Consider the following 21,149-nt stretch of genomic DNA (forward strand, 5'->3'; position numbering starts at 1 on the left):
CGCCCTAGGAAACGGATGGGGTGAGGTCGAGCAGCGCCACCTCCCAGGCCAAGCGCGGCTGAACGAACGAAAGCAGTTGAGCCCGCAGCGTTTCCAAGCGTTTCAGCCTCGACGCGGAACTGCCGGAACGCCAGAGCCGGTGCTGCCACCAGCCGATCAACCACAGCTGCTGCTCCCCATCAAGGGCTTCGCAGAGATCTCGCGCCAACGCCAGCGCCTCCATTGGGGTTGCGGGAAGCGAATCGAGGCGCTGAACCAACTCCTCGGGCAGACCAGCAAGGCTGCGCCGATGGTCGATCAAAGCCCCTGGAGACCCGGCAGCCAAGGCCAGAAGTTCCGGAGCATCCTGAGCTGTGGAGCCGGTGCGCTCGAGCACCTGAGCCATGGCCTCGGGGTTGAGCCGAAGGAAACGAATCAACTGACAGCGGGAGCGAATTGTGCTGAGCAACCGCTCGGGGGCTGAGGTCAAAAGAATCAGCACCCCATGGCCGGGTTCCTCCAGCGTTTTCAACAGGGCATTGGCCGCAGCTTCCGCCATCGCCTCAGCAGCCTCAATCACAACCATCCCGCGCTTCGCCTCCACCGGCTGCCGGGCCAGACAGCGTCCGATGTCGCGGATCTGCTCCAAGCGCAACTGGGGCGGAGTGCGGCGGCTGAGCCCCGCCTCCTCAGCTTCGGCGCGGGTCAGCAAACGGCCCTGATGCTGATAGGTGGGTTCCACCCAGAGCAGATCGGGGTGATTGCGTTCCAGCAGGCGTCGGCGTTCCCGGGCCGAGGGCTGACCGTCGGCCAGCAGTCCCTCCAGAAAACGCACCGCCGCCAACTGACGACCCACCCCTTCAGGGCCAGCAAAGAGATAGGCCGGGGCCACACGGTCCTGGGCCAGGGCCGCCGAAAGCAGATCAACGGCACGGGGCTGGCCGATCAGATCCTCAAACAGAGCGCTCAAGCCAGATGCTCCTGAAGCTGACGTTCCAGAGCAGCACGAACGGCGCTGGCTGACTGATCTGCAGCGACGGTGCACCAGGAACGCTGCTGGGCCAACTGGGCAAAACCCTGTGACACCCGCTCCAGGAATGCGGCTCCCTCGGCTTCGATGCGGTCCTCCTTGTCCCCGAGACGGCGCCGCAGGCTCTCTTGAACGGAAAGGCGCAGCCAGAGGGTGAGATCGGGCCGGAGCCCCGTGGTGGCGATCTGTTCGAGCCGCTGAATCAAGTCCCGATCCAGACCTCGCCCATAGCCCTGATAGGCGAGAGTCGATCCCGCGAAACGATCGCTGATCACCCAGTCACCACGCTCAAGAGCAGGACGGATCAACGTTTCAACATGCTGCGCCCGATCGGCGGCGTAAAGCAGCAGTTCAGCGGTGGGAGCTGGTGCCTCCTGGACTGCCGTGTGCAGCAGGAGTTCACGGATTGAGCGGCCCAGGGGAGTGCCTCCGGGCTCACGGGTGCAGACCACAGCAGCACCCTTCGGCATCAGACCGCTGTTGGGCAACCACTCGACCAGATGCTGGATCTGCGTGGTCTTGCCGCAGCCATCGATGCCCTCCAGAACAATGAAGCGACCTGTCATGGCAAGCGAAGAGCCAGGGCGTTGAGCACTACAGTGATCGAACTCAGGGCCATCAACAGCGCCGCCAACGGGGGCGACAGCAGCACCCCATGGCTGGGGAGCAAGGCACCGGCGGCCACCGGAAGAACAATGAGGTTGTAACCGAAGGCCCAGAACAGGTTCTGCCGCACCTTCACCAGGGTGCGGCGCGCCAGGCTGAGGGCTTCGGGGAGATTGTCGAGCCGATCGCCGAGCAACACCAAGCCAGCGGAGTCCTGCGCGATCTGGGTTCCAGTGCCAATGGCAATCCCAAGATCAGCCGCGGCCAGGGCCGGCGCATCGTTGATGCCGTCGCCCACCATGGCCACCCGCTCCGCCTGACGCAGCTGCTCGAGGCGCTGCAGCTTCTGCTCCGGCAGCATCTGCCAGCCCAGATCCTTGGCGGCAAAGCCCAGCTGCTGACCAAGGCGCTGCACAGCCGCCTGCCGATCACCACTGAACACCGAAAGCGCCAAACCGTGAGAGCGCAGGCGTTGCAACGCCGGGGCAACATCCGGGCGCAGCTGATCCTCGATCTGCACCAGGCCCACCAGGACAGCTCCCACAGCAACAGCCACCACTGAGCCTTCAGCGGCAGAGAGCCAGTCCTCGGCGGCGGGGGCGATGGCAACACCCTGCTCCTCCAACCAATCGGGCTTGCCAACAAGCACCTGAGCCGATGCACCGTCCACGTGGCCCTCCAGGCCCTGGCCGGAGACGGTGCGAACGTCCTCGCAGTTCAGTAGTGCGAGCTCCCGGCGCTGGGCCTCCTGCAGCAGGGCGTAGGCCAAGGGATGGCGGCTGCTTTGCTCCAGGCTGGCCGCAAGCTGCAACAAATGATCCGGGTCATCCCCGTACACATCGGTCACGAGGGGACGACCCAAAGTGAGGGTACCGGTCTTGTCGAAGACCACATGCTCCAAACCGGCGGCGGTTTCGATCACATCACCACCGCGAAACAGCCAGCCGCGCCGTGCTGCCAAGCCAGTGGCGACCGTGATCACAGTGGGGGTCGCCAGACCGAGGGCACAGGGGCAGGCGACCACCAGCACGGCGATTGACAGTTGCAGGGCCAGACCCATCGGGGTGCTGGCTCCACTGCCCAAGCCGCCGTGATGCATCCCATGGCCATGGTCCATCCCATGGGACATCGCATGGGTCATGGGCATCCCAGGTGCAGACGCCTGCAGAACCTCAGGCCAGTGCTGGGCACCAAACAACCACCAGAACAGAAACGTGGCGAGGGCCAAGCCGATCACGCCGTAGCAAAAACGGCCTGCCACACGATCGGCCAGGCCCTGGATGGGGGCCCGACGGGCCTGGGCCTGCTCCACCAGACGAATGATCCGGGCCAGGGCGGTTTCGGCACCGACACGGGTGACCTTCAGCACCAGGGTTGACTCCAGATTGAGGCTGCCGGAGGACAACTCCGTGCCGGACTCCGCCTGCAGTGGCAAGGGCTCACCGGTGAGGCTGGACACATCAACGGCCGAGGTCCCCTCAAGCACCACCCCATCCACCGGAATGCGGTCACCGGCCAGCAACTGCACGATTTCACCGGGCCTGAGAGCACCAACGCGCACCTCACGAATCTCCCCGTCGCTCAACAGCAGGCGCGCCGTGTCCGGCTGGAGCTCAGCCAGCTGCTGCAGGGCCTGACCGGTCCGGAAACGGGCCCGTTCCTCCAGGAAACGTCCCAGCAGGACGAACCCCAGCAACATCACCGGTTCATTGAAAAAGCAGGGCCAACCCACCTGGGGCCAAACCAAGGCCACCAGGCTGGCCACATAGGCACTGCTCACCCCCAGGCCCACGAGGGAATCCATGCTGGGGGCCCCTGCGCGAGCGGCCGCAACACCACCCACCAGGATCGGACGGCCCGGCCCCAGCAGAGCCACCGTTGCAAGCGTGGCGTGAAAAGGCAGGCTGCCGATCAAGGGAAGCGACAGGTGACCGGCCTCGCTGAGATGCCCCAGCACCGACAGCAACAGCAGCACCAGGGCCACCATCAGCTGTCGCCATTGCTGCCACCAGCCCGGCAGCGCCTGCCCGGCAGCCGCCGCTCCGATCGGGGCATCAAGGGAACGCTCCTTGGCCGGAAAGCCTCTGTCTGCCAGGGCTTTCAAGACACCATCCACATCACTCTCACCGGCAGTGAGATCGAGCCAGGCCGAGCGGCTGACCAGATTCACATCGGCGCGCTGAACACCGGGCTGATCCAGCAGAGTGGTTTCCACAGCACGGACGCAACCGCCGCATTTCATCCCTTCCACATCCAGGACGACGGTCTGAACCGAAGGGCTCACAGGTGTTTACGCAACAGGGATCTTTACGAGCAGGCTAGGTCGGGCTCTGGTCCCGTCAGGATGGGGGTCCGTCCGCCGGAGCGCCGTGCCCCGCAGCAACCGCAACGACAACTTCATCGACAAGAGCTTCACGGTGATGGCGGACCTGATCGTCAAGCTGTTGCCGATCAATGCCCGCTCCAAGGAGGCCTACGTCTATTACCGGGATGGCCTCTCCGCCCAGAACGATGGCGACTACGCCGAAGCGCTGGAGAACTACGAGGAGGCCCTGAAGCTCGAGGAGAACTCCACCGACCGGAGCGAAACCCTCAAGAACATGGCCATCATCTACATGTCCAACGGCGAGGAGGAGCGGGCGATCGAGACCTACCGCAAGGCGCTCGAGGAAAACCCGAACCAGCCCTCCTGCCTTAAGAACATGGGGCTGATTTACGAGAAATGGGGCCGCATCGCCGAGGAAGGCGGTGAGCAGGACGCAGCGGATCGCTGGTTCGACCAGGCCGCTGACGTCTGGACCCAGGCCGTGCGCCTCAATCCCGGCGGTTATCTGGACATCGAGAACTGGCTGAAGTCCACGGGCCGCAGCAACGTCGACGTCTACTTCTGAATCAGTCCTGGTCGGGCTGCACGGCATCACCGAGCGCCAGCACCAGTGCCTCGGTGACGCTGTCGGCCTCAAGAAGAGCGAGATCCAAACCAGAAGCCAGATCGCCCAGGCCACTACCCCGGGGGACGACGGCCCGCTGAAACCCGAGCCTGGCCGCTTCCTGGAGCCGAAGCTCCAGCTGACCCACAGGGCGCAACTGCCCCCCCAAACCAAGCTCGCCGATCAACACCGTGCCCGCAGGCAGGGTGAGATCTCTGAAGCTGGCCACCACCGCTGCAGCGACCCCCAGATCCGCCGCGGGCTCCTCCACCTCCAGGCCACCGGCCACGGCCAGATAGCAGTCGAAGCGGGAGAGCGGCAGTCCCATGTGCTTCTCCAGCACCGCGAGGATCTGGTGCAGACGGTTGGTGCCGATCCCTGTCGCCGTGCGTCGCGGACTGGCATAGCTGGTGACGTTCACCAAGGCCTGCAGATCCACCACCAACGAGCGCGTGCCCTCACAGGCCACGATCGTGGCGACACCGGAGGCGCGGGCATCGCTGAGGAACAGCTCACTGGGGTTGCCCACCTCGGCCAGGCCACCGCTTTGCATCTCAAACAAACCCAACTCATGGGTGGCACCGAAGCGGTTCTTGACGGCCCGCAGCAGGCGATGACTGGCGAAGCGGTCTCCCTCGAAGGTGAGCACCGCATCCACGAGGTGTTCCAACACCTTCGGGCCGGCCAACATGCCTTCTTTGGTGACGTGGCCAACCAACAACAACGAGATGTTCTGGCGTTTCGCCAGCCGTTGCAGGGCAGCCGCACATTCACGCACCTGACCGACGGACCCCGGTGCACTGGTGAGGTTGGCGTCATGCAACGCCTGAATGCTGTCGATGATCGCCACAGCAGGGCGCAAGGCCTCCAGCTCCTCCAGCACCAGTTCCAGATCGGTTTCGGCCAGCAACTGCAGCTCCGATGCCCCCCCGGCAAGCCGCTGCCAGCGCAGCTTCACCTGCTGCGCTGATTCCTCAGCGCTCACATAGAGCACTGATGCACCGGCCGCCATGGCTGAGGCGCTCTGCAGCAGCAATGTGCTCTTGCCGATACCCGGATCGCCTCCCACCAGCACCAGCGAACCCGGCACCAAACCACCACCCAGAACGCGGTCAAATTCCGCCGACCCGGTCGCCAGCCGCTGCAGCGGCTGATCCTCCAGCGAGGCCATGGCCGTGGACCGTCGCGGGGCAGCGGCCTGCTCCGGATCCGGAGCACTGCGGCGGCGACGGCCATCGTCGGCGGGCTGGGATTGCTCCACCAGCGAATTCCAGCTGCCGCACTCCGGGCAACGGCCGAAAAACTGTCTGGCACGGGCTCCACAGACCTGACAGATGAAAACAGCGGTGGATTTGGGCACTGCGAACTGTGAAGAAAGTTGCCGTTGAATGAACGGAGCAGGGGGCTGCCCTTTTATTTGTGGCGAGAAGTGACTAACGCCTCGGTGCCCATGACGGCCACGGCTCCCACCAAGGAAACGATCCTCGTGGTCGACGACGAGGCATCGATCCGACGGATCCTGGAAACCCGTCTATCCATGATTGGGTACAACGTCGTGACTGCCTGCGACGGCACGGAAGCTCTGGAATTGTTCCCCACCTGCATGCCAGACCTGGTGGTGCTGGACGTGATGATGCCAAAGCTGGACGGCTATGGCGTCTGCCAGGAGCTGCGCAAGGAATCCGACGTTCCCATCGTGATGCTGACGGCCCTCGGCGACGTGGCTGACCGCATCACCGGGCTTGAGCTCGGTGCCGATGACTATGTGGTGAAGCCCTTCAGCCCGAAGGAGCTTGAAGCCCGCATCCGCTGCGTGCTGCGCCGGGTGGAGAAAGAGCAGGTGGCGGGCATTCCCAACTCCGGCGTGATCCAGGTCAGCGACCTGCGCATCGACACCAACAAACGCCAGGTGTTCCGCGGCGATGAACGCATCCGCTTAACGGGGATGGAATTCAGCCTGTTGGAACTGCTGGTGAGCCGTTCCGGCGAACCGTTCAACCGCGGCGAGATCCTCAAAGAGGTGTGGGGCTACACCCCGGAGCGCCATGTGGACACCCGGGTGGTGGATGTTCATATCTCCCGTCTGCGCTCCAAATTGGAGGATGATCCTGCCAATCCCGAGTTGATCCTCACAGCTCGGGGCACCGGCTACCTGTTCCAGCGCATCGTCGATTCCGTTGCCTCCGAAGGACCCTGATCCCACCCCGGCTCCTCAGCCGCGGCATAAAACAAACCGTCCTCGGGCGATCCGTCGCCTGGTGATTTGGTATCGGCGCAACGCCGCCGTCACAACCATCGTTGATGGTGCTGCCAGCTCAGCAACGGCCGCGGGTTCAATGGCCGGCAACGTGGCGGAAACCGTGGTCTCCGGAGCAGGCACGGTGGCCAGCACCGTGCTCCAACCGCTGGGGTTCGATCCCCTGCGCTGGCTGCAAGGGGGCACCGATACCGATGAGATCGACGATGCGGAGCGCCTCTGGGTGGCCGTCGATGGCATGGGTGGTGACCATGCGCCGGGGCCGATCCTGGAGGGATGCCTGGACGCCATTGACCGGCTGCCGCTGAAGATCCGCTTCGTGGGGGAGATCGACCGGGTGATGGCTGACGCCAACAACCTTGGCCTACGCGAAGCCTTGGAGAGTGCGCGGGCAGCAGGACATCTGGACCTGGTGGCCAGTGGGCCCTCCATCGGCATGGATGACGAAGCCACGGCGGTGCGGCGCAAACGGGACGCCAGCATCAATGTGGCCATGGACCTCGTGAAGAAAGGCAAGGCCGAGGCGGTTTACTCCGCCGGTAATTCCGGTGCGGTGATGGCCTCAGCGATTTTTCGGCTGGGACGGCTCAAGGGCATCGACCGTCCTGCCATCGGCGCCCTGTTCCCCACAAAAGATCCCAGCAAGCCGGTGTTGGTGCTCGATGTGGGCGCCAACATGGACTGCAAGCCCACTTACTTGCACCAGTTCGCTCTGCTGGGGAACATCTACAGCCGGGATGTGCTTCAGGTGAAACGCCCACGCATTGGCCTGCTGAACATCGGCGAAGAGGAGTGCAAGGGGAACGATCTCTCCCTGAAGACCCACGAATTGCTGCGGGACGAATCCAGGCTCCACTTCGCCGGGAACTGCGAAGGCCGTGATGTGCTTTCGGGCGACTTCGATGTGGTGGTCTGCGATGGATTCACCGGCAATGTGCTGCTCAAGTTCCTCGAGTCCGTCGGCAGTGTTCTGTTGGGGGTGCTGCGGGCGGAGTTGCCCCGGGGACGTCGCGGCAAGGTTGGCTCAGCGTTCTTGCGCAGCAACCTGAAGCGCATCAAGAAGCGGCTTGACCATGCCGAGCACGGTGGCGCTCTATTGCTTGGCGTGAACGGCATTTCCGTGATCGGCCACGGCAGCAGCAAAGCCCTCTCCGTGGTCAGTGCCCTGCGCATTGCCCACTCCGCAGCCAGCCATGGGGTGATGGAGGATCTCGCCACGCTGCAACAGGGTTGTGATTGACTGACGCGACGTCAATCAACCTCCGCCTTGGTCGAGCCGCTCAGCACAACCAGCGGAGTGTTGTTCCGAGGGTCTGGCAGCGCGACGCCCAGCCGCTCGATCAGCAACGCTGAGCTTGGCCAGCGGGTTGAGACGAGTGACGAATGGATCCGCAGTCGCACCGGCATTGCCGCGCGACGGGTGGTCAACAGCGACGAATCCCTGGCGGAACTGAGCGGACTGGCGGCGGAACGGGCCTTGGAGATGGCCGGTTGGTCGGCCGACAGCCTCGATCTCATCCTGTTGGCCACCTCCACCCCGGACGACCTGTTCGGTTCGGCTCCACGGCTGCAGGCGCGCCTCGGCGCCACCCATGCCGCGGCCTTTGATCTCACCGCTGCCTGCAGCGGCTTTCTCTTCGCCGTTGTGACCGCCGCCCAGTACCTGCGCAGTGGGGCAATGCGCCGCATTCTCGTGGTGGGGGCCGATCAACTCAGCCGCTGGGTGAACTGGGACGATCGACGCTCCTGCGTTCTCTTCGGTGATGCGGCTGGTGCCGTGGTGCTGGAAGCTTCGGAGAGCGGTCAGGACGATCTCGACGGATTCCTGTTGCGCTCCGATGGCAGCCGCGGCGAAGTGCTCCAGCTGCCCCAGGTGAACCAGCGCCGGCCCCTGGTGGGGGACGCCAGCCATCAATGCGGCGGCTTCAGCCCCATCCAGATGAACGGGCAGGAGGTCTATAAATTCGCGGTGCGCGAGGTGCCGGCGATTCTCGAGAAGCTGCTTGCACAGGGTGGTGTCGCCGCAGATTCCCTGGATTGGCTGCTGCTGCATCAAGCCAACCAGCGCATCCTTGATGCCGTGGCGGATCGCTTCTCGGTGCCCTCCGAAAAAGTGCTCAGCAACCTGGCCAACTACGGCAACACCTCGGCAGCCACCATTCCCCTGATGCTGGATGAAGCCGTGCGGGATGGCCGCATCCAACCCGGCCATCGCATCGCCAGCAGTGGATTCGGAGCGGGATTGAGCTGGGGTGCAGCCCTCTTCCGCTGGAGCGGGCCCGCCTAATCTCCGGCACGGTCTGCAGAACACAGCAATGGCGATCGCCTGGGTCTTTCCCGGTCAGGGCTCTCAAAAAGTGGGCATGGCAGAAGCGCTGCTCAGCATCGAAGGCAGCCGCGAGCGTTTCGCCATGGCCTCAGAGCTGCTGGGGCGCGATCTGCTGGCGATCTGCCAAGGGGAAAGCGGCGGTGGCGATGGCCTGGATGACCTCAACGACACCCGCAACACCCAGCCCGCCCTGTTCGTGATCGAATCGGTGCTGGCCGACAACCTTCAGCAGCAGGGCCGCGAGCCTGCGCTGGTGGCCGGCCACAGCCTGGGCGAGCTGGTTGCTCTGTACAGCGCAGGGGTGTTTGGGCTGGAGACTGGTCTGCAGCTGATGAAAACCCGCTCAGAACTGATGGCGAACGCCGGGGGCGGCGCCATGACGGCAGTGATCGGCTTCGATCGCGCTCAGCTGGAGGATCTGGTGGCCGCCACGGACGGCGTCAGCATCGCCAACGACAACAGCGATGCGCAGGTGGTGATCTCTGGCTCTCTAGAGGCCGTGGAACGCGTGAGTGGAGCCCTGCAATGCAAACGCGCCATCCCCCTGGCCGTCTCCGGAGCCTTCCACTCCCCGTTCATGGCGGAGGCGGCTGAACGCTTCGCCGCCGAGCTGGACAACGTGCCTTTCCTGGATGCCCGCGTTCCAGTACTCAGCAACAGCGCCGCCAGCGCCAGCACCAGTGCGGACGAGCTCAAACAGCGCCTGAAGCAGCAGATGACCACCGGTGTGCGCTGGCGCGAAACCATGGCAGCGATGACCGACAGCGGTGTGAACACCCTGGTGGAAATCGGTCCGGGCAACGTGCTCAGCGGCCTGGCCAAACGCAGCATGAGCGGGGTCACCACCGCCCAGATCTCCGGGGCTGGAGACCTCGGACAGTGAGTCAATCCAGCCTCGTCCGCACCCCCAAGCCGAGCCTCACCTACCGGCTGGTCAGCAGCCTGCTGGTGTTCCCGGTCTTCCGCTTGCTGTTCCGCGGATCGACCTCCGGGAACAACCGAGTGCCCATGCAAGGCCCCCTTGTGGTGGTGGCCAACCATGGTTCGCACCTGGACCCGCCCTTGCTGGGCCATGCCCTGGGACGCCCCGTGGCCTTCATGGCCAAGGCAGAACTGTTCAGCATCCCGTTGCTGGGGCGCTTGATCCGGGCCTGTGGTGCTTATCCCGTGCGGCGAGGTGCAAGCGATCGCGAAGCGATCCGCACCGCAACGGCTCGACTCGAAGAAGGCTGGGCCACGGGGGTGTTTCTGGACGGCACCCGACAGAACGACGGCCGGATCAACAACCCACTCCCCGGAGCGGCCCTGCTTGCGGCTCGCACAGGAGCCCCGCTGCTGCCGGTGGCCATCTGCAACAGCCACCGCGCCTTGGGCAGCGGGCGCAGCTGGCCGCGCCTTGTGCCGATTCAGCTGCGCATCGGCGACCCCATTCCAGCCCCGGCCAGTCGCCGCAGGCCTGATCTGGATGCCACCACCGCTCTGCTGCAGGAACGCATCAACGCTCTGCTGGATCAGGGTCCGCAGCATCCCTGAGGTCGCGACCGGTCATCACCCACGCCACCGCACGAAGCCAATCACTCCATTGCTTGAGGCGTCCCTCCTGGGTGCAGTCCTCGCGGCAGGCCACGGGAACACCGGTGAGCTGAATTCCGCGGCTGCCGGCCACCACCTGGCCCACCGCCATGGAACGGGGCAGGTGGTCTTCGCTGGTCACCAGCAGCACGTGGCGAACACCATCCGCCTGCAGCTCATCCACCACAGACGTGAAATTGCTGAGGGTGTCACGGGCCCGGTAATCCAGGGTGACGCGGTCGGGATTGAAGCGCTCCTCACTGAGCATCCATTCGGCGTACTCACGGTTGCTGCCGCCGCTCACCAGCAGGGGTAGATCGAGCTGACGTGCCAACCGGGCACCCATTCGTTCCCTGTCCACATCACCCCCGAGCACCAGCACCAGCTGGGGCGGGCTGCGATCCAACAGAGCCCGCCGATAGGGCGACAGCGGGCCGGGCCCCAACAGCCAGGCCATCAAACCAGCTCCCAGCAGTAGCCCTGTACGCACGCCCGCCATCAGACCTGTCCAACAGGTGAGGTGGGGTAGATCGGCAGCACCTCAGCCCAGGGCATTGCAGCCCCGACGGCATGGCTGCGCTGCAACAGCTGCAGGAGCCGCGCCACATCCGCTTCCACATCCAGCTGCACCTCAACAGCAGGCTTGGGTGATGCCCCCTGAGGCAGCAAGGTCGGCAGGCTGAGTTCGTGAACATGCCCGGCCGTGATCCGGTACTGACCACCCACCACCCCGCGCCGGGGCAACTCCTGGGTGATCCAGAACGGTTCCCCCTGCATGGCTTGGGGCAGTTGCCGCTCCAGGCGTGGGGCCATCAGGGCATAGCTGCTCACCCCCAGCAGGGGGCAATCCAGCTGTTGCGCCAGGGTGCGGGCCATCACCACTGTGAGGCGGGTGCCGGTGAAGCCGCCGGGTCCCGTCGCGACGGCAAGGCCCTGCAACTGGGGCCAACGCTCAGGAGGGAGGAGCGCCTGAACCCGCGAAATCAAGCTGTTGGACAGGCCCCGGCCATCCGGATGAGCCTGCACCAGGGGGTCTGCCCCAGGCTGCTGAGGATCCAGCAGCGCCATGCCAAAGCAGTCGGAACAGCTGTGCAGGGCAAGCAGCAGCGGTGGAGCCGTCATCGGGGCAGCTCCTGTCCAGGACGACAACGCTGCCACCGGCCTGGATCCGCCTTGAAGCTGGAGCAGGAACGCACATCCCACTCAATCCCGGCCTGGCCATCGGGGAGATCCATCACCGACACGTGGATGCGGGGCGCGTCTGGCTCAAAATCCGGTGTCTGGGCCAGATGAGGAACACCATGCTGACGCTCAACTGCGTGATAGGCCTGACAACGGTCGACCCAGCTGCAATCCACGCAGATGCACATGCCTCCCGAGGCCGTTCACTCCCCCCATTCTGATGGCCCAAGGCCCCGGCGACGCGTTGCTTGACCAGCTGCGAGAGCGACTGGCGCCAGACCAGTGGCCTCTCCCCCTGGCACGGCTTCCGGAGGGCACGGCGCTGGTGGGTGGCGCCGTGCGGGATGGCTTGCTGGACCGTCTCCAGGAGCAGCCGGATCTTGATCTGGTGGTGCCATCGGATGCCATCGCCCTGACCAAGGCCTTGGCCCAGGAGCTCCATGGCACGTGTGTGGTGCTGGACGCGGAGCGGAGCATTGCTCGGCTGGTGCTTGGGGGCTGGACGGTCGACATCGCCCGACAGGACGGAGACCGCATCGAAGACGACCTCTGGCGGCGCGACTACCGGCTCAATGCCATCGCCGTATCGCTCCAACCCTGGGGAGAGCTGTGGGACCCCACAGGGGGACTGAACGACCTCCAGCAGGGATGCCTGACCGCCGTCTCGGAAGCCAACCTCATCGACGATCCTCTGCGACTGCTGCGGGGATTGCGGCTGATGGCGGAAATCCCGCTCACCATCTCCAGCCAGACCATGGACTGGATTGAGCGCCACGCCACACGGTTGCCGGAAGCGGCACCGGAGCGGATCCTGGCGGAACTGCAGCGTCTGGTTCGGGGCGACCATGCAGACGCCGCGATTGCAGCCCTAAGGAGCCTGCCGTTGCTGCATCCCTGGGCGGCCGGAGGGCAACCTCCCACGCCCGGCAACACGGAAGGCCTGAGCAGCGAGGAAGCCGCAGCAGCTGTACCCTTGGCGCGGCTGACGGCCCTGGTGAGCGATGAGGGCCTCAACCAACTCCGGGCCAGTCGCGCCCTGCGCCAGCGCTGCAAACGGCTGCGGAGCTGGCAGCAACGCACCGGTCAGGCACCAGAGTCGCTGTCCGAGAGCGATCGACTGCAATTGCATGAGGAGCTCGAGGGGGATCTGCCCGCCCTGGCCCTGCAACTGCCCATGCCCGAGAAAGGGATCTGGCTGCATCGATGGCGGAACGCCGAGGACCCTCTGTTCCACCCCAGAACTCCGGTCGACGGCAACGGCCTGCTCTCCGCCCTGGAGATCGAACCTGGCCCCCGTCTCGGACGCCTGCTGCATCATCTGAAGCTCGAACATGCCTTTGAGCGCATCCAAACCCCAAGCGAGGCGCTGAAGGAAGCCCAACATTTCTTGACCCGTGAAAGCGAGGCTCTGTGATTAACTTTCCTGGTGTCAATGATGACGGTCAGACACCGACAGATCGCATTTCCTTTCCTTCATGAGCATCCGCCTGTACATCGGCAACCTGCCGCAGACCTTTGAAGAACAGGAGCTGGTGGCTCTGCTGAAGTCGGTGGGAGAAGGGATCCGGTTCAAGTCGGTTCTCGACCGCGAAACCGGTGCATGCCGCGGTTTTGGCTTTGCCAACGTGGACGATCCGAAGCTGGCTGATGCCGTGATCGAGGCGCTGAACGGCAAGGAGTTCGGCGGCAGCGCTCTGCGCGTCGAGCGCTCCGAGCGTCGCGACAACAATGCTGGTGGCAGCCGTCGTGGGGCCCCCAACGCAGCCGGCCAGCCTCAAGTGGCCCGCAAGGCCGTGAACAAAGTGGTTCACTCCGATGCGAAGAACGAGGGCGCTCCCGACCCCCGCTGGGCCGGAGAACTGTCCAAGCTCAAGGATCTCCTGGCCAACCAGAAGACGGCAGTTTGATCCGTCGCCGACCTGATTGAGGGAAACAGCAGATCAACTTCAACCCCCTGCCGGTTTGACCGGCAGGGGTTTTTAGCGTGACTGAGCCAGCAGGAATGAACGGGGCAGATCAAGCAGCTTGTTGACCTTGGCCACGTAGGCACGGTGATTGAACACGTCGTAATCGACCCGCTCGATTTCATCCAGGATGCCGCGGTAGAGCCGCAGCGACGTCCACACCGGCCAGCGCGCATCGGCAGACAGCCAACGGACTCCGGCTTCGGAGCGAGCAAACCAATCGCGGGCCCGCTCCAGCTGGAATCGCATCAACGCGCGCCAGGCGTTGTTGAGGGTCCCCGCCATCAACTCCTCCTCGGAATAGCCGAAACGCTCGAGATCTTCCTGAGGCAGATAGATACGACCACGGCCCCGGTCTTCCCCCACATCCCGGAGGATGTTGGTGAGTTGGTTGGCGATCCCCAGGGCGACGGCGGCATCGGAGGTGTCGGGACAGTCGCTCCAGGGGGCTGAGGTGTAGGCCTGGTCAACACCCATTACCCCCTGGGTCATCAGGCCAACGGTGCCTGCCACGCGATAGCAATAGAGCTTGAGGTCTTCAAAGCGGGGGTAGCGGGTCCAGGTGAGGTCCATCCGCTGGCCCTCAATCATGTCGAGATAGGGCTGAATGCCCTGGGGAAAGCGCTCCAGGGTGTCCACCATCACCGCATCCAGGTCGTCCTCCACCCGGCCATCAAACAGAGCCCGGGTCTTCTCCTCCCAGCGGTCGAGCCGTTCAGCAAGCTCATCTACCGGACGCGCCTGGGCCTCCGGGCTGTCCATCAATTCATCGGTGCGCCGGCACCACACATAGATCGCCCAAATGGCACGGCGCTTCTCCGGAGGAAGCAGCAAGGTGCCGATATAGAACGTCTTGGCCCACTCGGCGGTCTCCCGACGGCAGGCCTCAAAGGCTGCGTCGAGATCCGGGGAGGCGAGGGGCATGGCTTAGGCCGTCACAGGCTCACTGGAAGAGGTCGATGATGCCAGCTGGCCCGTCTTGCGGTCCACCGCACTGGCACAGAGCTTGCCACTGAGAACAGCACCCTCCATCGAGGCGAGATAGCGCTGCATGGTGTAGTCGCCCGCGAGGAAGAAGTTCTTGATCGGGGTGGTTTGATCCGGGCGCAGCTCCTGACAACCGGGGGTCGTCTTGTAGACGGACAACGGCGTCTTCACGACCTTGTATTTGCGCAGGGTGGCGGGGTTGTCGCCACTGAAGTGCATTGGGAACAGCTTCTTGAGCTCGCCCATCGTGGCCTCGATGATCTCCTCATCAGGGCGGCCGATCCAGTCTTTGGCAGGAGCAAAGACCAGCTCAAGCATCGACTTGTCGGGGTCTTCGTACTCCCTGCAGGTGATGCTCATGTCGGCATACACGCTGAGCAGAGGGGAACGGCTGAACAGCAGATGGTCGATGTCGGTGAGCTTGCGATCGAACCAGAGGTGCAGGTTGATCACGGGGACACCCCGGAGGCCATCCAACTTCTGGAACACCTCCATCTGCTTCCAGGGCTCAGGCAGCAGCAGCTTGAAGGGATCCACCGGCAATGCACTGACATAGGCATCAGCGGTGAGATCGAAGCTTTCCTTGCCCTTCACGCCACCGATGTGGAAGGCCGCCACCGAACCATCGGCATTGAGCTTGATCTCACGCAGGGGGCTGTCGAGATGCACTTCACCACCCAGTGATTCGATGTGCTCAACCACCGGCTGGCAGAGGCGCTCCGGTGGTGCACCATCCAGGAACGCCATCTTGGAGCCGTTCTTCTCCTGCAGGAAGCGGTTCAGGGCCGTGAGCACCACGGTGGCGGAGATCTCATCGGGATCGATGAAATTCAGCGCCTTGCTCATCGCCAAGAACACTTCATCGTTCACCCGTTCGGGAATGTTGTGGACCCGCAGCCACTCGGTCCAGGAGTATTTGTCGCACTCCTCGACGTACCCCTGACCCCGGAGCATGGCGGGGACCAGTCCCAGGCCAAAGCTGATCTTCTCCGGCCAGGTGAGCATGTCGTTGTTGCCCAGAATCGCCGCCACACCATTCACCGGTGCCGGCAGGTCGGGGAAATCAAAGCGGCTGTAGGTGCCTGGTTCGTCCTGCTGGTTGAAGATCATCGAATGGCTCTTCCACTGCAGCCGGTCTTCGATGTTCAGCTCCTTGAACAGCTGCAGCATGTTCGGGTAGGCCCCGAAGAAGATGTGCAGGCCGGTTTCGTACCAGTCGCCATCCTCGTCCTTCCAAGCCGCCACCTTGCCGCCGAGAACATCCCTGGCTTCCACAACGATGGGGGTGTGGCCGGCATCCGCCAGGTATTTGGCACAGGAGAGTCCAGCAAGACCAGCTCCGGCAATAGCGACGCGCATGCGGCCGTCTCGAAAGTGAAACCAACCTTAAAAGGGCTTGACCCCCGTTCGCTTCTTAAAGTCGTGTCAGCTTTCCCGTGGGCGCGTCTTGGCTGACACCCTTCTCAAGTGCACCACCCGCCACGTGCGCCTGTTCACAGCAGCACTCCAAGAGGAGGATCTGGTTCCTTCGGACGACCAACTGACCTTGGATCTGGATCCCGACAACGAATTTCTCTGGGATGCCGCCAGCCTCACCAAAGTGCAGGGGCGCTTCAAGGACCTGGTGGATGCCGCAGCCGGCGGCGAACTGAGTGACTACACCCTGCGCCGCATTGGTACAGACCTGGAGGGATTCATCCGGCAACTGCTCCAGGCCGGAGAACTCAGCTACAACCCGGATGGCCGCGTGCAGAACTTCTCCATGGGCCTGCCCCGCACCCCCGGACTGTTGTGACCGGCTCGCGCTACGACCGCGGCGGCCGCCGACCGCGTGATGGCCGCTACGACCGCGGTGAGCGGGACCGCTATGACGCTCCACCCCGGGGCGGATACGGCCGTCCTCCCGGCCCGCCACCAGGTGGTGGAGGCGGCCAGGGCGGCTTTCAATTCAGCACCCTCACCGTGGCCGTCTTGGCAGGAGTTCTCGTGGTGGGAATCGGTATCGGCAGCGCTGTCACCAGCACCACCACGGGAGACCAGGGAAACATCGCCAGCTCCCAGCAACTGGACATGGCCGTTCCCGACCCGGAGTTCTGCCGCCAGTGGGGGGCGAGCGCCTTCGTCATGGACATCGAGATGTACACGACGCTCAACCCCTCCAGCAGCTTTGTGACCCAGCCAACCCTGCAACCGGGTTGTGTGATCCGTCGGGAGAACTGGTCGGTGCTGCGCAAGGAGGGGGCCATCACCGCCGAGCAGGAGCGTGAGTGCAAACAGCGGATGAACACCTTTGCCTACATCGGCTCTGTTCGGGACAAGCCCGTGGTGCGCTGCGTCTACCAAACCGATATCAGTGAGAACAAATTCCTCACCCGAGGCGTGGCAGATGACGCTGTGGGCGTGACACCCGAGGCCGATCAGTTCTGAACCAGTTGCTCCCCGATCGCTTCAGGCACGACCTTCGCTGCCTGACGAATCGGGCTATCAGCGCTGGCAAAGACGGGCAGAACGTCATTGCGGAAGGCAACCGAGGCGCGTGAGCAGTAGCGGGCGGGATGGGTGATCAACTTGAGCTGGCGTCTCACCTGCAGATCAGCCACCTGGGGCCGGTGAATCGTTCCCGCCGATAACTCCCGCTCGATCGACACCACAGGAACAAAGGCGGCACCCAGGCCCGCCTGAACGGCATTCTTGATGGCTTCCAGCGAATTCAGCTCCATGTCGATGCGCAGGCGCTGCACATCCAGGCCGGAGCGCGCCAGAAGCTGGTCGACCATCTTCCGGGTGGTGGATTGCGCATCGAGACAGACAAAGCCCAGGCGATACAGGTCTTCCTTGGTGAGTTCAGCCAGTCGGGCCAAGGGGTGCTTCACCGGCAGCACCAGCGCCAGCTCATCACTGGCGTAGGGCACCACCTGCAGCAGTTCATTGAGTTCCGCCGGCAATTCACCACCGATGATCGCCAGGTCGATCTGACCGTTGGCCACACTCCAGCCCGTGCGTCTGGTGCTGTGGACCTGGAGCTGCACGGACACGTCCGGATATTTCTGGCGGAACAGGCCGATCATCCGGGGCATCAGGTAGGTGCCGGTGGTCTGGCTTGCCCCCACGATCAGGGATCCACCTTTGAGGTTGTGGAGATCATCCAGGGCCCGACAGGCTTCGTGGCACTGGCTCAGGATCCGGTCGCAGTAACTCAGCAGCAGATGGCCAGCCTCAGTGAGCTGCGCCTTGCGCCCGCCGCGATCAAACAGCGAAACCTCCAGCTGCTTCTCCAGGTTCTGGATCTGAAGGCTGACGGCGGGCTGGGTGACGTAAAGACTGTCGGCGGCTTTCTTGAAGCTGCCCTCACTGACAATCGCGCGAAGGATCCGCAGCTGGTCGAGGGTGAACGGCAGATCGGCCACCGCGGAACACCCGGAGGAACACCAGAAATTTAGGACCGCCACGTTCGACAGCCAGAATCACGCCCTTCCAACGCAGCCGCCATGGCCTCCACCCACCACAGCAGCGTCGTGATGCTGGTGCTGCTGATCCTGTTTGCCGTAATTCACAGCGGTGGTGCTGCCCTGCGCAGCCGGGCTGAGGCCGTGATCGGAGCACGGGCCTGGCGCCTGATCTTCGCGGCAGCCAGCATTCCCTCGGCCGTGGTGGTGATCGGATGGTTCCTGGCCCATCGCTACGACGGGGTGCGGCTGTGGAATCTCCAGGGCGTGCCTGGGGTGATTCCACTCGTGTGGATCGGAACCGCCATCAGTTTTCTCTTCCTCTATCCAGCCACCTACAACCTGCTGGAGATCCCTGCGGTGCTGAAACCGCAGGTGCGTCTTTACGCCACGGGGATCATCCGCATCAGCCGCCATCCCCAGGCCATCGGGCAAATTCTCTGGTGCCTCACCCACGCCCTCTGGATCGGCAGCAGTTTCATGCTGGTGACCTGCGTGGGCCTGATCGGCCATCACCTCTTCGCCGTGTGGCATGGCGACCGGCGCCTGAAGGCCCGCTTCGGTGAAGCCTTTGATGAGCTCAAGGCCAGCACCTCGATCGTGCCGTTCGCTGCCGTTATGGATGGACGCCAGCAGCTGCAGTGGCAGGAATTTGTCCGGCCCGCGCAACTGGGCATCGCCATCGCCGTCGGCGTCTTCTGGTGGGCCCATCGCTTCATTCCGACGGCCGCTGAGTTGATGCGCAATTCAGCACTCCAGAACCTGCTGGGCTGAGCTGCCTACACTCGCTTCAACCTGCTGTTTGCGGATGCCCTCGGCCGAGGAACTCGCCTGGCTCATTCCCGTTCTGCCCCTGTTCGGCGCCGTGCTGACCGGGCTGGGATTGATCAGCTTCAACCGCACGATCAACCGGTTGCGGAAACCCGTTGCGCTGCTGTTGATCTCCTGTGTTGGTGCAGCTGCGGCCCTTAGCTACAGCATCCTGTTCAACCAGCTCAATGGCGCCCCGCCCGTTGAACACCTGTTCGTCTGGGCCAGTGCCGGCAGCTTCGTTCTGCCGATGGGCTACGTGGTGGATCCGCTTGGGGCGGTGATGCTGGCGCTGGTCACCACCATCGCCCTGCTGGTGCTGGTGTATTCCCACGGCTACATGGCCCACGACAAGGGCTATGTGCGCTTCTTCACCTACCTGGCGCTGTTCAGCAGCTCCATGCTGGGGCTGATCATCAGCCCAAATCTCCTCGAGATCTACGTCTTCTGGGAGCTGGTGGGCATGTGCTCCTACCTGCTGGTGGGCTTCTGGTATGACCGCGACGGTGCCGCCCACGCCGCTCAGAAGGCTTTCGTGGTGAACCGAGTTGGTGACTTCGGCCTGCTGCTGGGCATCCTTGGCCTGTTCTGGGCCACCGGGAGCTTCGATTTCCAGGGAATCGCCGATGGTCTGCAGAACGGCCTGGCCGCCGGAACGGTGGCCCCATGGGCAGCGCTGCTGCTCTGCCTGCTGGTGTTCATGGGTCCGATGGCCAAGTCGGCCCAGTTCCCTCTCCACGTCTGGTTGCCCGATGCCATGGAGGGCCCGACGCCGATTTCAGCGCTGATTCACGCCGCCACGATGGTGGCCGCAGGGGTGTTCCTGGTCGCCCGCCTCGATCCCCTCTACGCCCAGTTCCCCGTCGTTCAAACCGTGATCGCCGTCGTTGGCACGATCACCTGCTTCCTGGGGGCTTCCATTGCCCTCACCCAGATGGACCTCAAGAAGGGTCTGGCCTACAGCACCGTCTCCCAGCTCGGCTACATGATGTTGGCGATGGGTTGCGGTGCTCCGGTCGCCGGCATCTTCCACCTGGTGACCCATGCCTTCTTCAAGGCAATGTTGTTCCTGGGATCAGGCTCCGTCATCCACGCCATGGAAGAGGTGGTGGGCCACGAGCCCGTTCTGGCCCAGGACATGCGCCTGATGGGCGGCCTGCGCAAAAAGATGCCCGTCACCTCGATCACCTTCTTCATCGGCTGCATCGCCATCAGTGGCATTCCGCCCCTGGCCGGCTTCTGGAGCAAGGACGAAATTCTTGGCCAGGCCTTCAACAGCTACCCGCTGCTCTGGGTGGTGGGCTTCCTGACGGCGGGGATGACGGCCTTCTACATGTTCCGCCTCTATTTCCTCACCTTTGAAGGGGAGTTCCGCGGCAATGACACCGCCATGCAGGCCCAGCTGCTGACCGCTGCTGGCAAGGATCCTTCCGAGCACCATGCCCATGGCGGCAGCGTGCATGAATCGGCATGGCCGATGGCTGCCCCCTTGGCGGTGCTGGCGGTGCCATCGGTGCTGATTGGCCTCTTGGGCACCCCCTGGAACAGCCGCTTTGCGGGCCTTCTCAATCCGGAAGAAGCCCTCGAGATGGCCGAACAGTTCAGCTGGGGCGAATTCCTTCCGCTGGCGGGCGCCTCCGTGGCCATCTCTGTGGCCGGCATCACCCTGGCCGTTCTGGCCTATGCCCTGCGTCGGATTGATCTGGGGCAGCTGGTGGCAGGTCGCTTCCCGGCGGTGAATGCCTTCCTCGCCAACAAGTGGTACCTCGATGTGTTGAACGAGAAGCTGTTCGTTCGCGGCAGCCGCAAACTGGCGCGCGAGGTGCTCGAAGTGGACGCCAAGGTGGTGGATGGCGTGGTCAACCTCACCGGACTGCTCACCCTCGGCAGCGGCGAAGGTCTCAAATATCTCGAGACCGGACGGGCCCAGTTCTATGCCCTGATCGTGTTTGCTGGCGTGATCGGCTTGGTGGTGCTGTTCGGCGTGATCGGCGGACCAATCGCTTAAGGCCTAACGCCCATGTGTGTCATCGCCTATCGAGGTGATGACACAGCGG

The 21,149-nt window shown here is 63.9% G+C and carries 22 protein-coding genes; 12 read left to right on the forward strand and 10 right to left on the reverse strand.

Annotated elements, in window-relative coordinates:
- Positions 1-4 precede the first annotated feature (4 nt).
- From holB to SynRS9907_RS12520, 3 genes are read right to left on the reverse strand one after another with little or no spacing between them, the layout of a single operon-like run.
- Entirely contained in the window at positions 5-949 is a 945-nt protein-coding gene (gene holB / locus SynRS9907_RS12510) for a DNA polymerase III subunit delta' (protein ID WP_188021231.1), read from the reverse strand.
- Positions 946-1,575 (reverse strand): dTMP kinase, encoded by a 630-nt coding sequence (gene tmk / locus SynRS9907_RS12515; RefSeq protein ID WP_188021232.1) that lies wholly within the window; start codon positions 1,573-1,575, stop codon positions 946-948. The genes holB and tmk overlap by 4 nt, the downstream gene beginning before the upstream one ends.
- Positions 1,572-3,899 carry a cation-translocating P-type ATPase gene (locus tag SynRS9907_RS12520; protein WP_188021233.1) on the reverse strand — a complete coding sequence of 776 codons (2,328 nt, stop codon included), beginning with the start codon at positions 3,897-3,899 and terminating at the stop codon, positions 1,572-1,574. The genes tmk and SynRS9907_RS12520 overlap by 4 nt, the downstream gene beginning before the upstream one ends.
- Before the next feature lie 85 nt (positions 3,900-3,984).
- Here SynRS9907_RS12520 and SynRS9907_RS12525 point away from each other — a divergent pair, with 85 nt between their 5' ends.
- On the forward strand, positions 3,985-4,506 hold the full coding sequence (locus SynRS9907_RS12525) for a photosystem I assembly protein Ycf3 (RefSeq protein WP_006849793.1): 522 nt from the start codon (positions 3,985-3,987) through the stop codon (positions 4,504-4,506).
- 1 nt (position 4,507) lies between these two features.
- On the opposite strand, the gene radA is transcribed toward SynRS9907_RS12525, so the two are convergent.
- Positions 4,508-5,905 (reverse strand): DNA repair protein RadA, encoded by a 1,398-nt coding sequence (gene radA / locus SynRS9907_RS12530; RefSeq protein WP_006851231.1) that lies wholly within the window; start codon positions 5,903-5,905, stop codon positions 4,508-4,510.
- 90 nt (positions 5,906-5,995) lie between these two features.
- On the opposite strand from radA, the gene rpaB reads away from it, so the two are divergent.
- Genes rpaB through SynRS9907_RS12555 form a run of 5 tightly spaced genes read left to right on the forward strand, consistent with a single transcriptional unit; the run spans position 5,996 to position 10,664 of the window.
- Positions 5,996-6,742, forward strand: coding sequence for a response regulator transcription factor RpaB (gene rpaB / locus SynRS9907_RS12535; protein ID WP_038552777.1), 747 nt, complete (start codon positions 5,996-5,998; stop codon positions 6,740-6,742).
- Positions 6,723-8,042, forward strand: coding sequence for a phosphate acyltransferase PlsX (plsX, locus tag SynRS9907_RS12540; protein WP_188021234.1), 1,320 nt, complete (start codon positions 6,723-6,725; stop codon positions 8,040-8,042). Before rpaB ends, plsX begins: the two co-directional genes overlap by 20 nt.
- A gap of 27 nt (positions 8,043-8,069) precedes the next feature.
- Positions 8,070-9,089, forward strand: coding sequence for a beta-ketoacyl-ACP synthase III (locus SynRS9907_RS12545; protein ID WP_188021235.1), 1,020 nt, complete (start codon positions 8,070-8,072; stop codon positions 9,087-9,089).
- A 28-nt stretch (positions 9,090-9,117) separates the two neighbouring features.
- Complete coding sequence (fabD, locus tag SynRS9907_RS12550) at positions 9,118-10,014, forward strand: ACP S-malonyltransferase (protein WP_188021236.1); 897 nt, start codon at positions 9,118-9,120, stop codon at positions 10,012-10,014.
- Positions 10,011-10,664 (forward strand): 1-acyl-sn-glycerol-3-phosphate acyltransferase, encoded by a 654-nt coding sequence (locus SynRS9907_RS12555; RefSeq protein ID WP_115081170.1) that lies wholly within the window; start codon positions 10,011-10,013, stop codon positions 10,662-10,664. Before fabD ends, SynRS9907_RS12555 begins: the two co-directional genes overlap by 4 nt.
- Here SynRS9907_RS12555 and SynRS9907_RS12560 read toward each other — a convergent pair.
- Genes SynRS9907_RS12560 through SynRS9907_RS12570 form a run of 3 tightly spaced genes read right to left on the reverse strand, consistent with a single transcriptional unit; the run spans position 10,627 to position 12,073 of the window.
- Positions 10,627-11,202, reverse strand: coding sequence for a YdcF family protein (locus SynRS9907_RS12560; protein ID WP_115081171.1), 576 nt, complete (start codon positions 11,200-11,202; stop codon positions 10,627-10,629). The genes SynRS9907_RS12555 and SynRS9907_RS12560 overlap by 38 nt on opposite strands.
- Entirely contained in the window at positions 11,202-11,825 is a 624-nt protein-coding gene (gene tsaB, locus SynRS9907_RS12565) for a tRNA (adenosine(37)-N6)-threonylcarbamoyltransferase complex dimerization subunit type 1 TsaB (RefSeq protein WP_188021237.1), read from the reverse strand. The genes SynRS9907_RS12560 and tsaB overlap by 1 nt, the downstream gene beginning before the upstream one ends.
- Positions 11,822-12,073 (reverse strand): Ycf34 family protein, encoded by a 252-nt coding sequence (locus SynRS9907_RS12570; protein ID WP_011365320.1) that lies wholly within the window; start codon positions 12,071-12,073, stop codon positions 11,822-11,824. The genes tsaB and SynRS9907_RS12570 overlap by 4 nt, the downstream gene beginning before the upstream one ends.
- A 32-nt stretch (positions 12,074-12,105) precedes the next feature.
- Between SynRS9907_RS12570 and SynRS9907_RS12575 the strand changes: the two genes are divergently transcribed.
- Both SynRS9907_RS12575 and SynRS9907_RS12580 read left to right on the forward strand, forming a co-directional pair.
- The gene (locus SynRS9907_RS12575) at positions 12,106-13,299 is read left to right on the forward strand and encodes a CCA tRNA nucleotidyltransferase (protein ID WP_188021238.1); all 1,194 of its coding nucleotides are present in this window, start codon (positions 12,106-12,108) and stop codon (positions 13,297-13,299) included.
- Positions 13,300-13,360: 61 nt separating this feature from the next.
- Positions 13,361-13,792, forward strand: a complete 432-nt coding sequence (locus SynRS9907_RS12580; protein WP_188021239.1) for an RNA-binding protein — start codon at positions 13,361-13,363, stop codon at positions 13,790-13,792.
- A 72-nt stretch (positions 13,793-13,864) separates the two neighbouring features.
- Here SynRS9907_RS12580 and SynRS9907_RS12585 read toward each other — a convergent pair whose 3' ends face one another.
- Together SynRS9907_RS12585 and pds are read right to left on the reverse strand one after the other, a co-directional pair.
- The gene (locus SynRS9907_RS12585; RefSeq protein WP_188021240.1) at positions 13,865-14,773 is read right to left on the reverse strand and encodes a phytoene synthase; all 909 of its coding nucleotides are present in this window, start codon (positions 14,771-14,773) and stop codon (positions 13,865-13,867) included.
- Between the two features lie 3 nt (positions 14,774-14,776).
- Positions 14,777-16,195 (reverse strand): 15-cis-phytoene desaturase, encoded by a 1,419-nt coding sequence (gene pds / locus SynRS9907_RS12590; protein ID WP_188021241.1) that lies wholly within the window; start codon positions 16,193-16,195, stop codon positions 14,777-14,779.
- A gap of 88 nt (positions 16,196-16,283) precedes the next feature.
- Here pds and SynRS9907_RS12595 point away from each other — a divergent pair, with 88 nt between their 5' ends.
- The gene (locus SynRS9907_RS12595) at positions 16,284-16,631 is read left to right on the forward strand and encodes an NAD(P)H-quinone oxidoreductase subunit M (protein ID WP_188021242.1); all 348 of its coding nucleotides are present in this window, start codon (positions 16,284-16,286) and stop codon (positions 16,629-16,631) included.
- Complete coding sequence (locus tag SynRS9907_RS12600) at positions 16,628-17,263, forward strand: DUF3172 domain-containing protein (RefSeq protein ID WP_115081177.1); 636 nt, start codon at positions 16,628-16,630, stop codon at positions 17,261-17,263. The genes SynRS9907_RS12595 and SynRS9907_RS12600 overlap by 4 nt, the downstream gene beginning before the upstream one ends.
- Here the strand turns inward: SynRS9907_RS12600 and SynRS9907_RS12605 are convergent.
- Positions 17,254-18,243, reverse strand: a complete 990-nt coding sequence (locus SynRS9907_RS12605; RefSeq protein WP_114987555.1) for a LysR family transcriptional regulator — start codon at positions 18,241-18,243, stop codon at positions 17,254-17,256. The genes SynRS9907_RS12600 and SynRS9907_RS12605 overlap by 10 nt on opposite strands.
- Positions 18,244-18,324: 81 nt before the next feature.
- On the opposite strand from SynRS9907_RS12605, the gene SynRS9907_RS12610 reads away from it, so the two are divergent.
- Both SynRS9907_RS12610 and SynRS9907_RS12615 read left to right on the forward strand, forming a co-directional pair.
- Positions 18,325-19,056, forward strand: coding sequence for an NnrU family protein (locus SynRS9907_RS12610; protein WP_188021243.1), 732 nt, complete (start codon positions 18,325-18,327; stop codon positions 19,054-19,056).
- A 34-nt stretch (positions 19,057-19,090) separates the two neighbouring features.
- Positions 19,091-21,100 (forward strand): NAD(P)H-quinone oxidoreductase subunit 5, encoded by a 2,010-nt coding sequence (locus tag SynRS9907_RS12615; protein ID WP_188021244.1) that lies wholly within the window; start codon positions 19,091-19,093, stop codon positions 21,098-21,100.
- Positions 21,101-21,149: the final 49 nt, after the last annotated feature.

Origin of the sequence: Synechococcus sp. RS9907 (assembly GCF_014279615.1) — a bacterium.
In the GTDB taxonomy this organism is placed as follows: Bacteria; Cyanobacteriota; Cyanobacteriia; order PCC-6307; family Cyanobiaceae; genus Parasynechococcus.